We start from the raw sequence: 13,984 nt of genomic DNA, 5'->3' as shown, positions 1-13,984 counted from the left end.
AGCGACATAATGATGGCATTACATAACGGCAGGGCTTGCAAGAGCCGGGACATGGAACAGGAGGAGCCCTTATGAACGACAAAAAACAGCCCTTGATCGAGGTGTACGGCCATGGAGGAGACGTGGAGACGGCGGCGGCCGCATTCGGAAGGAAAGCCTCGGCTTTCCTGGATTACAGCGCCAATATTAACCCGCTCGGACCGCCGCAAGGCGTTATGACGGCCTTGCAAGAGGGAATGAGTGCGGTCATTCGTTATCCGGATCCGGGACACCGCAGGTTCAAGGAGCGGCTCGCAGCTGAGTTAGGCACCGATACCAGACGAATCCTTGTCGGCAACGGAGCGGCAGAGTGCATGGCGCTTTTGTTGATGGGTCTTACGCCAGGGATTGTGGGCGTAGTTGACCCGTGTTTTTCCGAATATCGGGAATTGTCCTTAAAATTTGGTTCGGACATCCACTCCGTGTGCGGACATCCGGAGAGGGACTGGAGAGCAGACAAGGCGGATGTTATGGAGCTGTTGGCCCGTACGGATCTCGTGTTTTTGGGCCAGCCCAACAATCCGAACGGGGTTCAATACAGCCTGGAGGATATCCGTGAAATAGCGGTATGTGCAGAGCAAGAAGGGACCTGGCTGGTGCTGGATGAAGCCTTCATCGATTTCATTCCGCCGGTGGACAGACAGACCTTGATGCCGGAGCTGCAGGACTATCCGCGGACGGTCATTGTCCGGTCGATGACCAAGTTTTATGCGATTCCGGGCCTGCGGCTCGGATATACGGTCGCGCATCCTGACGTGATACGCAAGATGGCAGGCAAACAGGTGACGTGGAGCGTCAATGGACTGGCGCTGCTTGCCGGAGAGGCTTGTCTTGGCAGCGGCAGGGAATATGAACTGGATACGCTGCAATTGATTCGCGCAGAGCGAGAGAAGTTGATTCGCGGCTTTCGGGCGTTGGGGAATGACGTTACGCCGGGGGAGGCCAATTTTCTACTCATGGAGCTTCCGCGGCCATGGAGTGCCGGGAGGTTTCAGTCGGAGATGGGCAGACGCGGCGTGCTTGTCCGCAGCTGTGCCATGTACCCGGGCCTTGGTGAGCGTCATATCCGGCTAGCCGTTAAGGATGCCGGAGCTAATGACAGGCTGCTGGCCATAACCGCGGAGGTCCTTGGAAATCCTTCTGCTGGCGTGACATAGGAATGCCTAGCAGCAGAGCTATAGGAAGAATGCTACAGGTACAGTTGGTTCAGATATTTAAGGAGCAGGGAGAGAAAAAAACATGGCAGTACCTTTTCTGAAAGGCAACACGCGTCTGTATTGCTGGGATGCATGGCCGGGAGCCACAGTGTACTTGGAATCGGAGCGGCAGCATCCGCATATTCGGATCTCGCTTCCGGAGCCGGCTGCGTCCATAAGCAGCGCCATATACGGCGGCGGATTTCTGCATTTGGATCATATCGTAAACCGTTATGTGGACAAGCATTACAATTGCAGCGACCCTGTGAACGATATGGTTAACTTTATGGCTGTTCACGGTTATCCGGCTGAATCCACAGCTGGATTGATGACAGCGGTAAAACTGAAGTATGCCTCTATTCGGGAAGAGCGGAGTGAACAAGCCTCCATCCTGTGCTGCACCACCGCCGGCGTGGGCAATGCAGCCCGTGCCGGGTCGAGTCGTACGACCTTTGCCGCTTATCAGCCGGGCACGATTAATATCATGTTGATGGTGGACGGGATGATGACGCCGGCTTGCATGGTGAACGCGATGCTGACGGCGACGGAAGCGAAAGCCGCTGCGCTGCATGATCTGGGCGTGAGGGATCATGAGACCGGAGGCGTTGCGACCGGAACGACAACGGACGCAATGGTCCTTGGGGTCAGCGGCAATGCAGCGTATGGCGTGAACCACCATTATGCCGGAACCGCAACCGATCTGGGCGGCATGATCGGCCGTCTTGTCTACGAGAGTGTTATGGAAAGCATTATTACCGAAAGAGAGGACCGGATATGACCGTCGTATGGGTCATTTGGGCAGCGGTCGTGCTGGACCTGCTGATCGGAGATCCGAGATGGCTTCCCCATCCTGTCATCGGCATGGGGAAAGCCATTCGCCGGGTTGAAGGCTGGATACGCCAACGGGCGACTACCGCTCAGAGCCTGAAGCGAGCGGGCATTCTGCTGCCGGTGATCGTTGCCGGCGGATCCTTCGTGCTGGCATGGCTGCTGCTGGAGCTGTGCGGAGCGATTCATCCTTGGCTAGCGTGGGGAGTAGAGATCGTGCTTATTGCGACTACGATTGCCATCAAAGGGCTGCGTGAAGCCGGATTGGAGGTCTACGGCCATCTTCGCTCCGGGAATATCGCGGAGGCCAGACGCTCGCTCAGCATGGTTGTCGGAAGAGACACTGGTCATCTGGATGAGCCGGAGATCGTGCGGGGAACGGTGGAGACGGTTGCGGAGAATATCGTGGATGCGGTCATCGCTCCGTTGTTTTTTGCCCTGATCGGGGGAGCGCCGCTGGCGATGGCCTACCGGGCCGTGAATACGCTCGACTCCATGGTCGGATATAAAAACGACAAATACCAGCATATCGGCTGGGCATCCGCAAGGCTGGACGATATCGCCAATTGGATACCGGCACGTCTGACGGCAGGACTGTTGACCTTGGTGGCTGCCATGTTGTCGCTGCAATGGAAAAAAGCGATCAAAATGGTCAGAAGAGATGCGCGAAAGCACCCCAGTCCGAACAGCGGCTTCCCGGAATCGGCCGTTGCCGGTGCGCTGGGGGTTCGTCTGGGAGGCGAGAATTCCTATCAAGGCGTGATCTCGTTCCGGGCTTATATGGGGGATCCCGAACGCCCGATTGAAGCGGAGCATATTCGGGTGACAAACCGTCTGCTGCTGGGCGTATCGGTATTGTTTACGTTACTGGGTACCCTGGTGCTTGGACTTGTTGCCGCAGCTGGAGGAAGCTTATGGATATGAGGATCACGCTGCATCTGGTCCGTCACGGCCGCACGTTGTGGAACGAGGAGCGCCGTTATCTCGGCCATGAGGATCAGGGAATTTTGGTTGAGGAAAGGGAACAGCTCCTCCCGCTTCGGGATAGGTTTTTTACCGGGCAGTTTGTCCGGATCTATTGCAGTGATCTCCTTCGATGCAGACAGACGCTGAATGTTATCCTATCGGACTCCAAAATGGCTGCTATTCCTGACGATGAAGTTTTGGGCAGGATTATACCGGGAGTGATGTATGATCCGCGGCTGCGCGAGCTCGATTTCGGAGATTGGGAAGGGAAAACCTACGAGGATTTGAAATCGGACATCTCTTATCGGCGCTGGATTGATAACCCCGCAGAAGTTACGCCGCCGAATGGGGAGAGCTGGGAGGCGTTCCGTTCCCGGCTTCAGGCATTCTTGACCGGATTGCATTTGGATTTAAAGGAACTGTTGCATGTAGAGGAAGATCCGGATACCCTTGTGCAGGCAGAGGCAGAGGCAGAGGCAGAGGCAGAGGCAGAGGCAGAGGCAATGCCAGTTGGTTATGTCCTTGGAGCACAGAGGGTGGAGCTTGATGTGCTTGTGGTGACCCATGGAGGCGTCATCCGGCAGATCGCTGCAGCAGTCCTTCCGCATACGGAATTCTGGGAGACGCAGGTGTCGCCGGGCGAGGAGCTCAAGCTGCAATTGACATGGGACGGAGAACGCTGGCAAGGCGTACGGTTAAGCGATTAAACGAAATCGTATGATATCGGTGCGGAATGGGCGATAACGGGATAAATCCGTATCATAAGGCATTTGAAATGACCGAAACTTTCGGTTGTAAGAGGGAGGTTTATCGCCTATAATCTTGGGCAGAGAAACCATGCTTGGCCTAACATACATAAATTCATATTATTTGCGAGGGTCCCGGACAGAGGGCATTTATTGTCATCTGCCGGGTTAATAGGGAAGCCGGTGCAAGTCCGGCACGGTCCCGCCACTGTGAAGCAGGGACTTCTCCATATGCCACTGAGCCAAAAGCGCTTGGGAAGGCGGAGAAGTCGTTACAGCCTGCAAGTCAGGAGACCTGCCCTCGGCGAATGAATGACGGTCCTTCGAGGAGAGGATTACGTTGCCGGACCCATGCAGCATGTGTGGGCGGAAGTTTAAGGCGCTATCTGTGAACGGTGATCCAGATGTCCTTATGTTAAAACGTAATCCCTGATTCCTTGTTTACGAGGAGTCGGGGATTTTTGCATCTTTGGAGTATGACGATTGATGTTTTTTTCTCCCGGTAAGGATCGGTCGAAGGAATGTAAACTCGCAGCGCCAGGTTCTCAATTATGTATAGGGGGATTTCAAGAGATGAAAGCATTGAACAAAACATGGTCCGTACTTCTGGTAGCCATACTGATGGCTCTGGCCTTGATCGGCTGTGGAGGCGAAGAAGCTGCGCCGAAGGATACAACGCCGCCGGCACAGCAGGAAGAGCAGAATAACGAAGCGCCTGCGGATTCGGGCGAAGAGCTTAAAACGACGTATCCGCTGACCGTCAAGGATTCAACCGGGGTTGAAATGACGTTTGAGAAAGCTCCGGCCAAAATTGCATCCCTGACACCGTCCGAGACGGAAAAACTGTTCGCTTTGGGCCTGGATGAGGAAATTGTGGGCGTGTCCGATAATGACGATTATCCGGAAGCGGCCAAATCCAAGCCGAAATTGGGCGGGTTCCAAGTAAATGAAGAGGCTATTATTGCAGCCGATGCCGATGTGGTATTCGCCGCTTCGATGAATGCCGAGAATGCCGAGAAATTGCGTGAGCTTGGCGTGACCCTGTTCGTCAATGATCCGAAAACCATCGATGCCGTAATGGAGAACATCCAGTTGATCGGACAAATTACGGACCGTCAAGCGGAAGCGAAAGCCGTCGTGGATCAGATGAAGCAGGAATTGACTACCGTTACAGAAGCCGTGAAATCCGTGAAGGATGAAGACAAGAAAAAAGTGTATGTGGAATTCTCTCCAGGATGGACCGTCGGCAAGGGCGAGTTTATGGATGAGATCATCACCTTAGCTGGCGGCGTTAACGCAGCCGGCGAAGCGGAAGGCTGGTTCGAAATCAGCGAGGAGAATATTATCGCTGCAAACCCCGACGTCATTCTGTACACGGACGATGTCGTTGACGAAGCAACCAAGAAAACATTGGATCAGCTGATCAAGGAGCGCGGCGGCTGGGATCAGATCGAAGCCATCAAGAACGATCAGGTCATATCCGTGGATGCGAATCTGTTAAGCCGTCCGGGTCCCCGTGTAACGCAAGGGTTGATTGAAGTGGCGAAGGCCGTTTATCCGGAACTGATGAATCCATGAGTAAAAAACTTGCAGGATTCGGTGCGGCCGGCATCATCCTATTACTGTTAACCTTGGTTGTCAGTCTCGGAATCGGCTCCGTGCACCTGCCTGTGAGAGAGATTGGGGCGATGCTGCTGCACCGGCTGCCGGGAATCGGCGATTCCATCGTTCCGGGCTGGGAAGCTTCATCCGAGCAAATCTTAATGAAGGTGAGATTGCCGCGCATATTGCTTGGGATGCTCGTAGGAGCCTCCCTGGCCGTCGCCGGAGCCGCCTTTCAAGGGGTATTGCGCAATCCGCTGGCGGATCCGTTTACGCTCGGTGTATCCTCGGGTGCTGCGCTTGGCGCAGCATCCCTGATTTTTTTCGGGATGGAATACTCCTTTGCCGGAGGTTACACGCTCCCGCTTGTAGCGTTTCTGACCGGAGCAGGGACCTTATGGGTCGTTCTGCTGCTGGCGAGGGATCAAGGAAAGCTGCCGATCCACGGGCTCATTCTGTCCGGCGTGGTGATGCAGTCGTTTCTGGGTGCCGTCGTTTCCTTCCTGACGGTCATGTCCAAAGATACGGTAAACCAGATCCTGTACTGGACGATGGGGAGCCTGAGCATGCGTGGATGGTCGTATACGGCCATCCTTTTCCCGTATTTTATCGCAGGTTTTATATACTTATGGAGCAGGTCGCGAGCGCTTAATATTTTGTCGCTGGGGGAACGGCAGGCCGCCCATATGGGCTTGAATGTGGATCGGCTGAAGACCAGCGTGCTCATCGTTGCTACCCTGCTCGCCGCAGCAGCCGTGTCGGTCTCCGGCGTGATTGGATTCGTGGGACTTGTGGTACCGCATATGATCCGGCTGATCACCGGCTCCGATTACCGCGTCATTGTTCCACTGTCTGCTCTTGGCGGCGCGGTGTTCATGGTCTGGTGCGATACGGCGGCACGGTCCGTGCTGGCACCAACGGAAATACCGCTGGGTGTAGTTACGGCATTCATAGGCGCTCCGTTCTTTGCGTATTTGCTATACCGGAACAAAAAAAGGCGCAGGGAGGGTTTATCATGATTACAGCTCAAGGACTTGGCAAAGCCTATGGCAAGGTGCCGATTCTTGAAGGTGTGGACCTTCACATTGCCGAAGGGGAATGGTGGGGGATCATCGGTCCGAACGGAAGCGGTAAATCCACCCTTATGCAGCTGTTATCCGGTGTGGAGAGTCCCTCGACAGGAAGCGTGACCCTTCGGGGCAAGGAGCTTGGACGCTATACCCGAAAGGCGCTGGCACGGATCGTGGCGGTGCTTCAGCAGGAAGGGCTTGACCCTACTGATTTTACGGTCCGGGAAGTGCTGGAGATGGGGAGATTCCCCTTCCTGAACTGGCTTGGTCGTGAAGATAAGGATGCAGGGCCGCTCATTGAGGCCGTTATCCGAAAGCTGGATCTGAACGGTCTGGAAGAACGGCGGCTTACCGAGTTAAGCGGGGGCCAGCGTCAGCGTGTCGCGCTTGGCAAGGTGATGGTCCAGGAACCCTCGCTGCTGATGCTGGATGAACCGACGACTTACTTGGATATCCGCTATCAGCTTCAGTTTATGGATATGGTGGCGCAGTGGCGGAGCTCCTCCGGAATTACCGTGATCAGCGTACTGCATGATCTGAACCTGGCAGCTCAGTTTTGCGATAAGCTGCTGGTGCTTGATCAGGGAAAGATCGCGGGGATTGGCAAGCCGAAGGAGGTTTTGACAGCGGCGTATATACGCCGAATCTTCCGGGTAGAGCCCTCGATTGTGGCCCATCCCGAGAATGGCGCTCCGCAGGTGCTGTTAACGGCAAATAGCACGTGGTCCTGACCGATGCAGCCGCATGTTCCGGGCGGGGATGCAAGATTTAGGAACAAGATATGAGGAGGTCATTTCATTGACGGATACCATCGTGAATCGTTTAAATCGTTACATTGCTAACATAAAACCGCTGAGTGTCGAGGTGCAGAACGAAACAGCCGCTTATTTGGATACGCTGACGAAGCCTCCGGGCAGTCTGGGCAAGCTGGAGTCGCTAGCGATCCAATTAGCGGGCATTACAGGGAATATGAAACCGTCGTTCACCCAAAAATCCGTCGTTGTCATGGCTGGCGATCATGGAGTCTGTGAAGAAGGAATCAGCGCCTTTCCGGCTGAGGTAACGCCCCAGATGGTCATGAACTTCCTGAATGGAGGGGCGGCTGTGAATGTGCTGGCCCGTCAGGCGGAGGCAGACGTTCATTGTGTGGACATCGGGGTCGCGATCGAGCTGAACCATGAGAAGCTGATGTCGCGGAACGTTGGCAGAGGAACCGCCAATATGGCCAAAGGGCCTGCGATGACAAAGGAAGCGGCACTGGAGTCCATTGTAGTCGGTGCAGAGGTAGCTGCCGAATTGGTATCGCGAGGAACGCAAATGTTCGTGACCGGAGAGATGGGCATTGGGAACACGACACCGAGTGCGGCGATCTTCTCCGTTCTGTCCGGCTATCAGCCATCTGAAGTCGTGGGGAGGGGAACCGGCGTAACGGATGAACGGCTGCTGCATAAGATTCGAGTGGTGGAACAGGCTATACAAGTTAATAGACCACATGCCGATGATCCCCTCGACGTGCTCGCCAAAGTTGGAGGATATGAAATCGGCGGGTTGGCTGGACTGATCCTGGGTGCAGCTGCTCACGGTTGTCCTGTTATCATCGATGGTTTCATATCCAGTGCGGCGGCGCTGGTTGCCAAATGCATCTGCCCGGACGCTCTCTCCTATATGATTGCCTCTCATGTTTCGCATGAGCAGGCGCATGTTCTTCTGCTGAAAGAGCTCGGACTCCAGCCGATGCTGCAAATGGACATGCGTCTTGGCGAGGGGACGGGCGGGGTGCTGTGCCTTCATCTGGTCGAGGCGGCGTGCAGGATCGTGAACGAGATGGCGACGTTTGAGAGCGCTGGAATCAGCGGAGGGGCCGTATGAGCCATCGTGGAAGCGTGTTGGTAACAGGCGGGGCCAGAAGCGGAAAGAGCTCATTCGCGGAGAAGCTGTGCATGAAGCGATCGGAGTCGGGAACGTACGTGGCGACTGCGCAAGCCTACGACGAAGAGATGAGGAAACGGATCCGGATTCATCAAGACCGCAGGCAGGATTCAGCCTATGGTTGGGAGACGGTGGAGGAGCCTGTCGCACTGCCCGAATTGCTGGAAACGCTCGGCCAGTCCGCCTCGGATGCCCCTGCGGTGGTAGTGGACTGCCTGACGCTGTGGCTTACGAATGTGCTGCTGCAAGCTGAGCCTGAAGGAAGTGCTGCAATGGAAGAACGGTTAGGACTTCAAATCGGCAGACTGGCAAGAGCGGTACAGAGTTACCCGGGCATGGTCATTTTGGTAACCAATGAAGTGGGGTCGGGTATTGTTCCGGAATATCCGCTAGGCCGAATATATCGCGACTGGGCAGGGATCATGAATCAGAGGCTGGCTCAGGTATGCGATGAAGTATTTTTGGTGACGGCGGGAATTCCGATGGAAATCAAGAGCAAGGAGTATCTCATATGAGCAAGATGATCGAAGCGGCTGCGGCCGCTTTTCAATTTCTATCGAGGCTGCCGGTGCGGAGAGAAATTCCTTTTACGCCGGAAGTACAGCAACGGAGCGTCGTTTTTTATCCTTTGGTAGGGGCGGTCATAGGCTTTATCGTTGGCGGATTGGGACTGGGCTTAAGCTATGTGCTGCCCTCCCTTCCTGCTGCCGTCATCCTGCTGGTTGTATGGGTGGCGCTGACTGGAGGGCTTCATCTCGATGGCTGGATGGACAGCGCGGATGCGCTGCTCAGCCATCGGTCGCGCGAACGGATGCTTGAAATCATGAAGGATAGCCGTGTGGGTGCGATGGGCGTCATGGCGTGTATGCTGCTGCTCCTTCTGAAGGCTTCCTTGATCATGTCTGTATGGGATTTGTCAGCCGGGGCATGGAAACAAGAGGCATGGCTGCTGGTGCTCGCTCCGGTTTGGAGCCGCTGGTTTATGGTCCATGCGATGTATCGCTGGCCGATGGCACGGGGAAGTGAGGGGCTAGCCGCTCTATTTCACGGATTGACGGCCGGAAGGAGATCGCTGGCGGGCGTAATGGCTGCTCTCTTAACGCTAGTTACTGTAGGTTTCCTATGGTTCACGGCAGGCGAGACTAATCTTTGGACGATTGCAGTCGGAGGAATCCTTATTATCCCATTCATAGCCTGGGCAGCTGGAAGTTTAACGGCTGAACGGATGAGCCGAAGACTTGGAGGACTGACGGGGGATACATATGGAGCTCTCAATGAACTGATTGAAACGGTTTTGTTAATATTTGTGGTTCTCCTTTTGAAGTTTACATGATATGATAGTAGGGTGATATCAGTGGTAATCCGATCAACATAGTCGACATAATCCGCATCGATGGGAAACTAACGATTTTGACAGGAATTTTCTCAATCGGGTAATGATATGTTTAGAGTGGGCTGTAATGGATATGAATACATACTAGCGCACTTATGACATGAGGATGGAGCACATATATCCTTATTTAAAGAATGGGAGGAATCATTAGGATGGAAACGCTTTGGGTTATCATCAATGTCCTTGTTCTGATTCTGCTGGTCGGTATTTTGTACTGGATGCAGAGAAAGCATATCTCGTTTACCAAACGCGTGTTTGCCGGACTCGGACTGGGTGTGTTGTTCGGAGTGGCACTGCAGCTCATCTACACTTCGACCTCCGATGTGGTGGTGAAATCCACCGATTGGTTTAATTTGATAGGATACGGCTACGTAAGGCTGCTGCAAATGATGGTCATTCCGCTGATCATGGTGTCGATCATATCGGCTATCATGAAGCTGAAGGGCGGAAAGAATCTGGGCAAAATGAGCGGACTTATCATTACGGTGCTGCTTCTGACGACAGCCGTAGCCGCTGCAGTCGGGATTACAACCGCGCTGGCGTTCGATTTGTCCGCCGTCAATATCCAAGGCGGTGCAGCGGAAGAGCAGCAGGGTGCACTGCTGCAAGAACGGCTCGGGGATGTTGAGGGCCGTACGCTCCCGCAGCAGATCCTGGATTTCATTCCGAGCAATCCGTTTGCCGACATGACGGGGGCGCGAAGAACTTCGACGATTGCGGTCGTTATTTTCTCGGCATTCATCGGGATCGCGGTTCTCGGGTTAGACCGAAAAAACAAGGAGCAGGCGGAAACGTTCCGCAATATGATCTCTGCGGTGTATGGCGTGGTCATGCGCATCGTGACGCTGGTGCTTCGTCTGACCCCTTACGGGATTCTGGCGCTTATGGCCAAAACGATTGCCACGACCGACCTTGCGGTCATCATGAATTTGATCGATTTCGTCCTTGCTTCGTACGTGGCTTTGATCGCCATGTTCATTATCCATCTGGTACTGCTGGCGATATTCGGGTTCAACCCGCTTAAATATGTGAAAAAGGTATTCCCGACGCTGACCTTCGCCTTTACGTCGCGTTCCAGCGCGGCTACGATTCCGCTTAACGTGCAGACCCAGAACAAAAAGCTGGGTGTCTCGGAAGGCATCGCAAATCTCTCGGCATCGTTTGGCGCCACGATTGGGCAGAACGGCTGCGCGGGCATTTATCCTGCCATGCTCCATAACCACCCGCATAAACTCCCATATCGAACATGAGCAGATCGCCTGCTTCAATCCGGCGCGTACCGGGAACACCGTGAGGCAAGGCGGTATTGGGGCCGGATAATACCATTGTGGCGAAGGACGGAGCATCGGCACCCATTTTTTTCATTAGGTATTCCAGTTCTGCCACAACCTCAATCTCACTGACGCCGATTTTGATCTGGGCCAGGCCTTGTGTCAGAACATCCTCAACCAGTCTTACTGCATGTTTGATGATCTTCACTTCATCGGCCGATTTTCGGATTCGGAGCTCCCGGAGCACGGCGCCAACATCTTCGATCCGGTTCGCGTTCACATGCTGCTGCAGCTGCTCATAACGGGAGACCGTAAGCTGATCCTTCTCTAGCGCCAGCGTACCGACGGCACCTTGAAACTGCTGCTTGAGCAAGAGATACGGATTATCGGTATCCTGGTGCGTGACAATATGCTTAACCGTTGAAGCGGCCGCTGCCGCGTCGGCATCCAATGCGGGGACAATCAGCACCGGATCATTCGCAGAGGAGAGGAGCAGGCCCAGGAAACGCTCATGAGGATCACTCGCAAATCCGGTCAAATAGTAAACATGCTTGGGGTCTGTCACAAGGACATGATCCCAGCCCTGTGTATTCATGGATTGTAGCAAACTTTGCAATCGTTCATTCATTCTGTTCATTCCTTTCATCATCAGAAGACGGCTTTTACGCTATTAATGTTAGGTTATCGCGTTCAAACACGTAAGTAAAGTTTTCCTTTATTATGAGCTTGATCTTCCTATATAATGTTTTGAAGTTAATAAATTACATGTTATACGGGAGGAATTACACTCGAATGGATCCGAATCAAGTTCAGGAGAACAATCCTGGTTCATCACCGCAGGGCCAGACACCCAAATATCTTATAAAACTTAAAGTGGAAGGGCTTGGCGGATGGCTTGTATTAGTCCAGATTTCTATGTATTTTTCATTGATCACGATCACATACCTGCTGTTTAATCATATTTTCCCGGTGTTCGAGCCGGAGATATGGAGTATGATTACCGATAAAGGATCGGCTGCTTACAATCAATCGCTTGTCCAGCTAATCCTTTTTGAGACCGTAGTTAATGTGTTGTTTATTATTGCATTAGTCTTTGCTTTATTTTTGCTCTATCGCAAAAAAAAGGCGTTTCCCAAATTGATGATCGGTTATATTTTATTTAGTCTGCTGACCAGCATAGTGGACTATGTCGCAGTCAGCCAAATCGAAATCCTGGCTCAGGGGAATGATGGGACATTCATGCGTGAAGTTACCCGGTCCATTCTGTACGCCTGTATCTGGATCCCGTATTTCATTCGCTCCAAGCGTGTGCGAAACACCTTCGTGAATTAATGCCGCTTGAAAAAACAGAAGCGTTTTTCCGCTGCCTCTTGTACAATAGATCTCGTACAAAAAGATTACGCATCTATTCGGAGGTAGGACATCGTGACGCAACAATACCGTATCGATTATGCCGTCAAAGAGGATTTGCCGGCCATTGTTGACATTTACAATTCGACGATCTCAGGCAGAAAAGTAACCGCCGATCTGGAGCCGGTCACGGTGGAGAGTCGTATACGCTGGTTCGAAGAGCACAGCAACGATTTTCGTCCGCTGTGGGTCATGCGGTCCGATGACGGAATGGTTGCATGGATGAGCTTTCAATCCTTTTATGGCCGTCCGGCCTATAACGGCACAGCTGAGATCAGCATATACGTAAACGAGAAATATCGCGGCATCGGTGCCGGAAGCATATTAATTCAGAAGGCCATTGAGGAGTGCCCGCGCCTTCGCGTCAGTAATCTGGTCGGATTTGTATTCGGCCATAATGAACCGAGCCTTAAGCTGTTGATGAAGTTTGGCTTTGATCAATGGGGGCTTCTCCCCGGGGTTGCGGAGCTTGACGGCATTAAGCGGGATTTGGTCATTGTAGGCCGTGCAGTTTAATCCGGAAATCATGACACCATCCTGGATACTTGAAGATGAAGTTGCGTGCAAACCGTTCGTGATTTTATGCATTCCAAACCCTGACCGTCATCCAGTACACTTGGGGTAACGTCGGATGTAAAGGATGTGCGTGATTTGAAAGCAGAGATTCATATATATCAAGCGGAACAGAAGGATTTGGGCAAGGCAGCCGCTCTGTTTAATCAGTATCGGCAATTCTACAGGCGGGAAGATGATTTGAACGGGGCCGAGGAATATATCAGGGAGAGGCTGACCCTGGGCGATTCCGTTATGTATTTAGCGGATTGCAATAGAGGAGAAAACCTGGTTACGGCTGGCTTTCTGCAGTTATATCCATCCTTCTCATCGCTCTCGATGTCCAGGTTGTGGGTCTTGAATGATCTATTCGTGGACTCCGAATATCGCGGGCTTGGTATCGGAAGGAATCTGCTGCATCAAGCCCAAGCGCACGCCCTTCAGACCGGAGCCATAGGGCTGACTCTGTCCACGCAGCTTCATAACGTGACAGCTCGGCATTTGTATGAATCGGCAGGGTATGTGCAGGATGAAGAATTTGCCTATTATTATTTGGACTTATCATAACGAAGGGGAACAATAGCAAACAAAGACGATACTCCAGAAGGAGTTATCGTCTTTGTTTGCTATTGATATATCGAGCGTATTTTGCGGAAAACCTCAACCCGGGCAATTTTAAGTTCCCACATCTGGTCCAGCAGCTTCCGCTGCATATCTTTATCATCCGTTGCTTTCAGTTCATTGTAAAGGGCAAACATCCGGTCATTGATTTGGTTCACGCATTGCCACAGTTCTTGTTCCGTGCATTCCTCCGACTTCGCTTGCTTCTTGCCCTGCGGTTCCAACATGTGCCGAAGTGTACGAACAATGTCTGCTTGCCACTTCCGATCTTCCAAGCGAATAGCCAAACTGAGAAGATCCAGATAATCATCGAGGGTCAGAGATGTCGGTTCTTTATCGCATTGATCCAAGTTGAAAGCCC

At 53.0% G+C, this 13,984-nt stretch carries 14 protein-coding genes, 2 pseudogenes and 1 riboswitch; of the genes and pseudogenes, 14 read left to right on the top strand and 2 right to left on the bottom strand.

Features of this window, described 5'->3' with window-relative positions; all coding sequences use genetic code 11:
• The first annotated feature begins 71 nt into the window (after nt 1-71).
• The 11 genes and pseudogenes from MKY82_RS27470 to MKY82_RS27420 all read left to right on the top strand — a co-directional run.
• The gene (locus MKY82_RS27470) at nt 72-1,196 is read left to right on the top strand and encodes a threonine-phosphate decarboxylase (protein ID WP_339294790.1); all 1,125 of its coding nucleotides are present in this window, start codon (nt 72-74) and stop codon (nt 1,194-1,196) included.
• An 82-nt stretch (nt 1,197-1,278) separates the two neighbouring features.
• Entirely contained in the window at nt 1,279-2,013 is a 735-nt protein-coding gene (locus MKY82_RS27465) for an adenosylcobinamide amidohydrolase (RefSeq protein WP_339294789.1), read from the top strand.
• Entirely contained in the window at nt 2,010-2,987 is a 978-nt protein-coding gene (gene cbiB, locus MKY82_RS27460; protein ID WP_339294788.1) for an adenosylcobinamide-phosphate synthase CbiB, read from the top strand. Before MKY82_RS27465 ends, cbiB begins: the two co-directional genes overlap by 4 nt.
• Nucleotides 2,978-3,736, top strand: a complete 759-nt coding sequence (locus MKY82_RS27455; RefSeq protein WP_339294787.1) for a histidine phosphatase family protein — start codon at nt 2,978-2,980, stop codon at nt 3,734-3,736. The genes cbiB and MKY82_RS27455 overlap by 10 nt, the downstream gene beginning before the upstream one ends.
• 152 nt (nt 3,737-3,888) lie before the next feature.
• A riboswitch (cobalamin riboswitch) is annotated at nt 3,889-4,093 on the top strand.
• A 255-nt stretch (nt 4,094-4,348) separates the two neighbouring features.
• A complete protein-coding gene (locus MKY82_RS27450; RefSeq protein ID WP_194544371.1) occupies nt 4,349-5,353 on the top strand; it encodes an ABC transporter substrate-binding protein in 1,005 nt (334 codons plus the stop codon).
• Nucleotides 5,350-6,396: an iron ABC transporter permease gene (locus tag MKY82_RS27445; protein WP_071222637.1), complete on the top strand. Its 1,047-nt coding sequence runs from the start codon at nt 5,350-5,352 to the stop codon at nt 6,394-6,396. Before MKY82_RS27450 ends, MKY82_RS27445 begins: the two co-directional genes overlap by 4 nt.
• Nucleotides 6,393-7,178, top strand: coding sequence for an ABC transporter ATP-binding protein (locus MKY82_RS27440; RefSeq protein WP_339294786.1), 786 nt, complete (start codon nt 6,393-6,395; stop codon nt 7,176-7,178). Before MKY82_RS27445 ends, MKY82_RS27440 begins: the two co-directional genes overlap by 4 nt.
• A gap of 67 nt (nt 7,179-7,245) precedes the next feature.
• On the top strand, nt 7,246-8,316 hold the full coding sequence (cobT, locus tag MKY82_RS27435; RefSeq protein WP_233355070.1) for a nicotinate-nucleotide--dimethylbenzimidazole phosphoribosyltransferase: 1,071 nt from the start codon (nt 7,246-7,248) through the stop codon (nt 8,314-8,316).
• On the top strand, nt 8,313-8,891 hold the full coding sequence (cobU, locus tag MKY82_RS27430) for a bifunctional adenosylcobinamide kinase/adenosylcobinamide-phosphate guanylyltransferase (RefSeq protein WP_339294785.1): 579 nt from the start codon (nt 8,313-8,315) through the stop codon (nt 8,889-8,891). The genes cobT and cobU overlap by 4 nt, the downstream gene beginning before the upstream one ends.
• The gene (cobS, locus tag MKY82_RS27425) at nt 8,888-9,709 is read left to right on the top strand and encodes an adenosylcobinamide-GDP ribazoletransferase (RefSeq protein ID WP_194544367.1); all 822 of its coding nucleotides are present in this window, start codon (nt 8,888-8,890) and stop codon (nt 9,707-9,709) included. The genes cobU and cobS overlap by 4 nt, the downstream gene beginning before the upstream one ends.
• A gap of 212 nt (nt 9,710-9,921) precedes the next feature.
• Nucleotides 9,922-10,983: pseudogene (locus tag MKY82_RS27420) on the top strand (cation:dicarboxylase symporter family transporter); the annotation flags it as partial.
• 1 nt (nt 10,984) lies between these two features.
• Here the strand turns inward: MKY82_RS27420 and MKY82_RS27415 are convergent.
• Nucleotides 10,985-11,668: pseudogene (locus tag MKY82_RS27415) on the bottom strand (Xaa-Pro peptidase family protein); the annotation flags it as partial.
• A 164-nt stretch (nt 11,669-11,832) separates the two neighbouring features.
• On the opposite strand from MKY82_RS27415, the gene MKY82_RS27410 reads away from it, so the two are divergent.
• The 3 genes from MKY82_RS27410 to MKY82_RS27400 all read left to right on the top strand — a co-directional run bounded on the left by MKY82_RS27410 (nt 11,833) and on the right by MKY82_RS27400 (nt 13,569).
• Entirely contained in the window at nt 11,833-12,372 is a 540-nt protein-coding gene (locus MKY82_RS27410) for a DUF2569 domain-containing protein (RefSeq protein WP_339219555.1), read from the top strand.
• A 93-nt stretch (nt 12,373-12,465) separates the two neighbouring features.
• Nucleotides 12,466-12,966 (top strand): GNAT family N-acetyltransferase, encoded by a 501-nt coding sequence (locus MKY82_RS27405; protein ID WP_071222644.1) that lies wholly within the window; start codon nt 12,466-12,468, stop codon nt 12,964-12,966.
• A 126-nt stretch (nt 12,967-13,092) separates the two neighbouring features.
• Entirely contained in the window at nt 13,093-13,569 is a 477-nt protein-coding gene (locus MKY82_RS27400) for a GNAT family N-acetyltransferase (RefSeq protein ID WP_339294784.1), read from the top strand.
• 59 nt (nt 13,570-13,628) lie between these two features.
• On the opposite strand, the gene MKY82_RS27395 is transcribed toward MKY82_RS27400, so the two are convergent.
• On the bottom strand, nt 13,629-13,973 hold the full coding sequence (locus tag MKY82_RS27395; protein WP_194544363.1) for a hypothetical protein: 345 nt from the start codon (nt 13,971-13,973) through the stop codon (nt 13,629-13,631).
• Nucleotides 13,974-13,984: the final 11 nt, after the last annotated feature.

Source organism: Paenibacillus sp. FSL W7-1279 (assembly GCF_037969845.1).
Taxonomy (GTDB): domain Bacteria; phylum Bacillota; class Bacilli; order Paenibacillales; family Paenibacillaceae; genus Paenibacillus_AQ.
Note: the sequence above shows the minus strand (reverse complement) of the source record. Positions and strands in the feature narration are given on the sequence as shown.

Coding starts and splice junctions, on each gene's coding strand:
- cobU (WP_339294785.1), top strand. CDS start 8,313: ATGAGCCATCGTGGAAGCGTGTTGGTAACAGGCGGGGCCAGAAGCGGA.
- MKY82_RS27445 (WP_071222637.1), top strand. CDS start 5,350: ATGAGTAAAAAACTTGCAGGATTCGGTGCGGCCGGCATCATCCTATTA.
- MKY82_RS27455 (WP_339294787.1), top strand. CDS start 2,978: ATGGATATGAGGATCACGCTGCATCTGGTCCGTCACGGCCGCACGTTG.
- MKY82_RS27465 (WP_339294789.1), top strand. CDS start 1,279: ATGGCAGTACCTTTTCTGAAAGGCAACACGCGTCTGTATTGCTGGGAT.
- cobS (WP_194544367.1), top strand. CDS start 8,888: ATGAGCAAGATGATCGAAGCGGCTGCGGCCGCTTTTCAATTTCTATCG.
- MKY82_RS27410 (WP_339219555.1), top strand. CDS start 11,833: ATGGATCCGAATCAAGTTCAGGAGAACAATCCTGGTTCATCACCGCAG.
- MKY82_RS27440 (WP_339294786.1), top strand. CDS start 6,393: ATGATTACAGCTCAAGGACTTGGCAAAGCCTATGGCAAGGTGCCGATT.
- MKY82_RS27450 (WP_194544371.1), top strand. CDS start 4,349: ATGAAAGCATTGAACAAAACATGGTCCGTACTTCTGGTAGCCATACTG.
- MKY82_RS27470 (WP_339294790.1), top strand. CDS start 72: ATGAACGACAAAAAACAGCCCTTGATCGAGGTGTACGGCCATGGAGGA.
- cbiB (WP_339294788.1), top strand. CDS start 2,010: ATGACCGTCGTATGGGTCATTTGGGCAGCGGTCGTGCTGGACCTGCTG.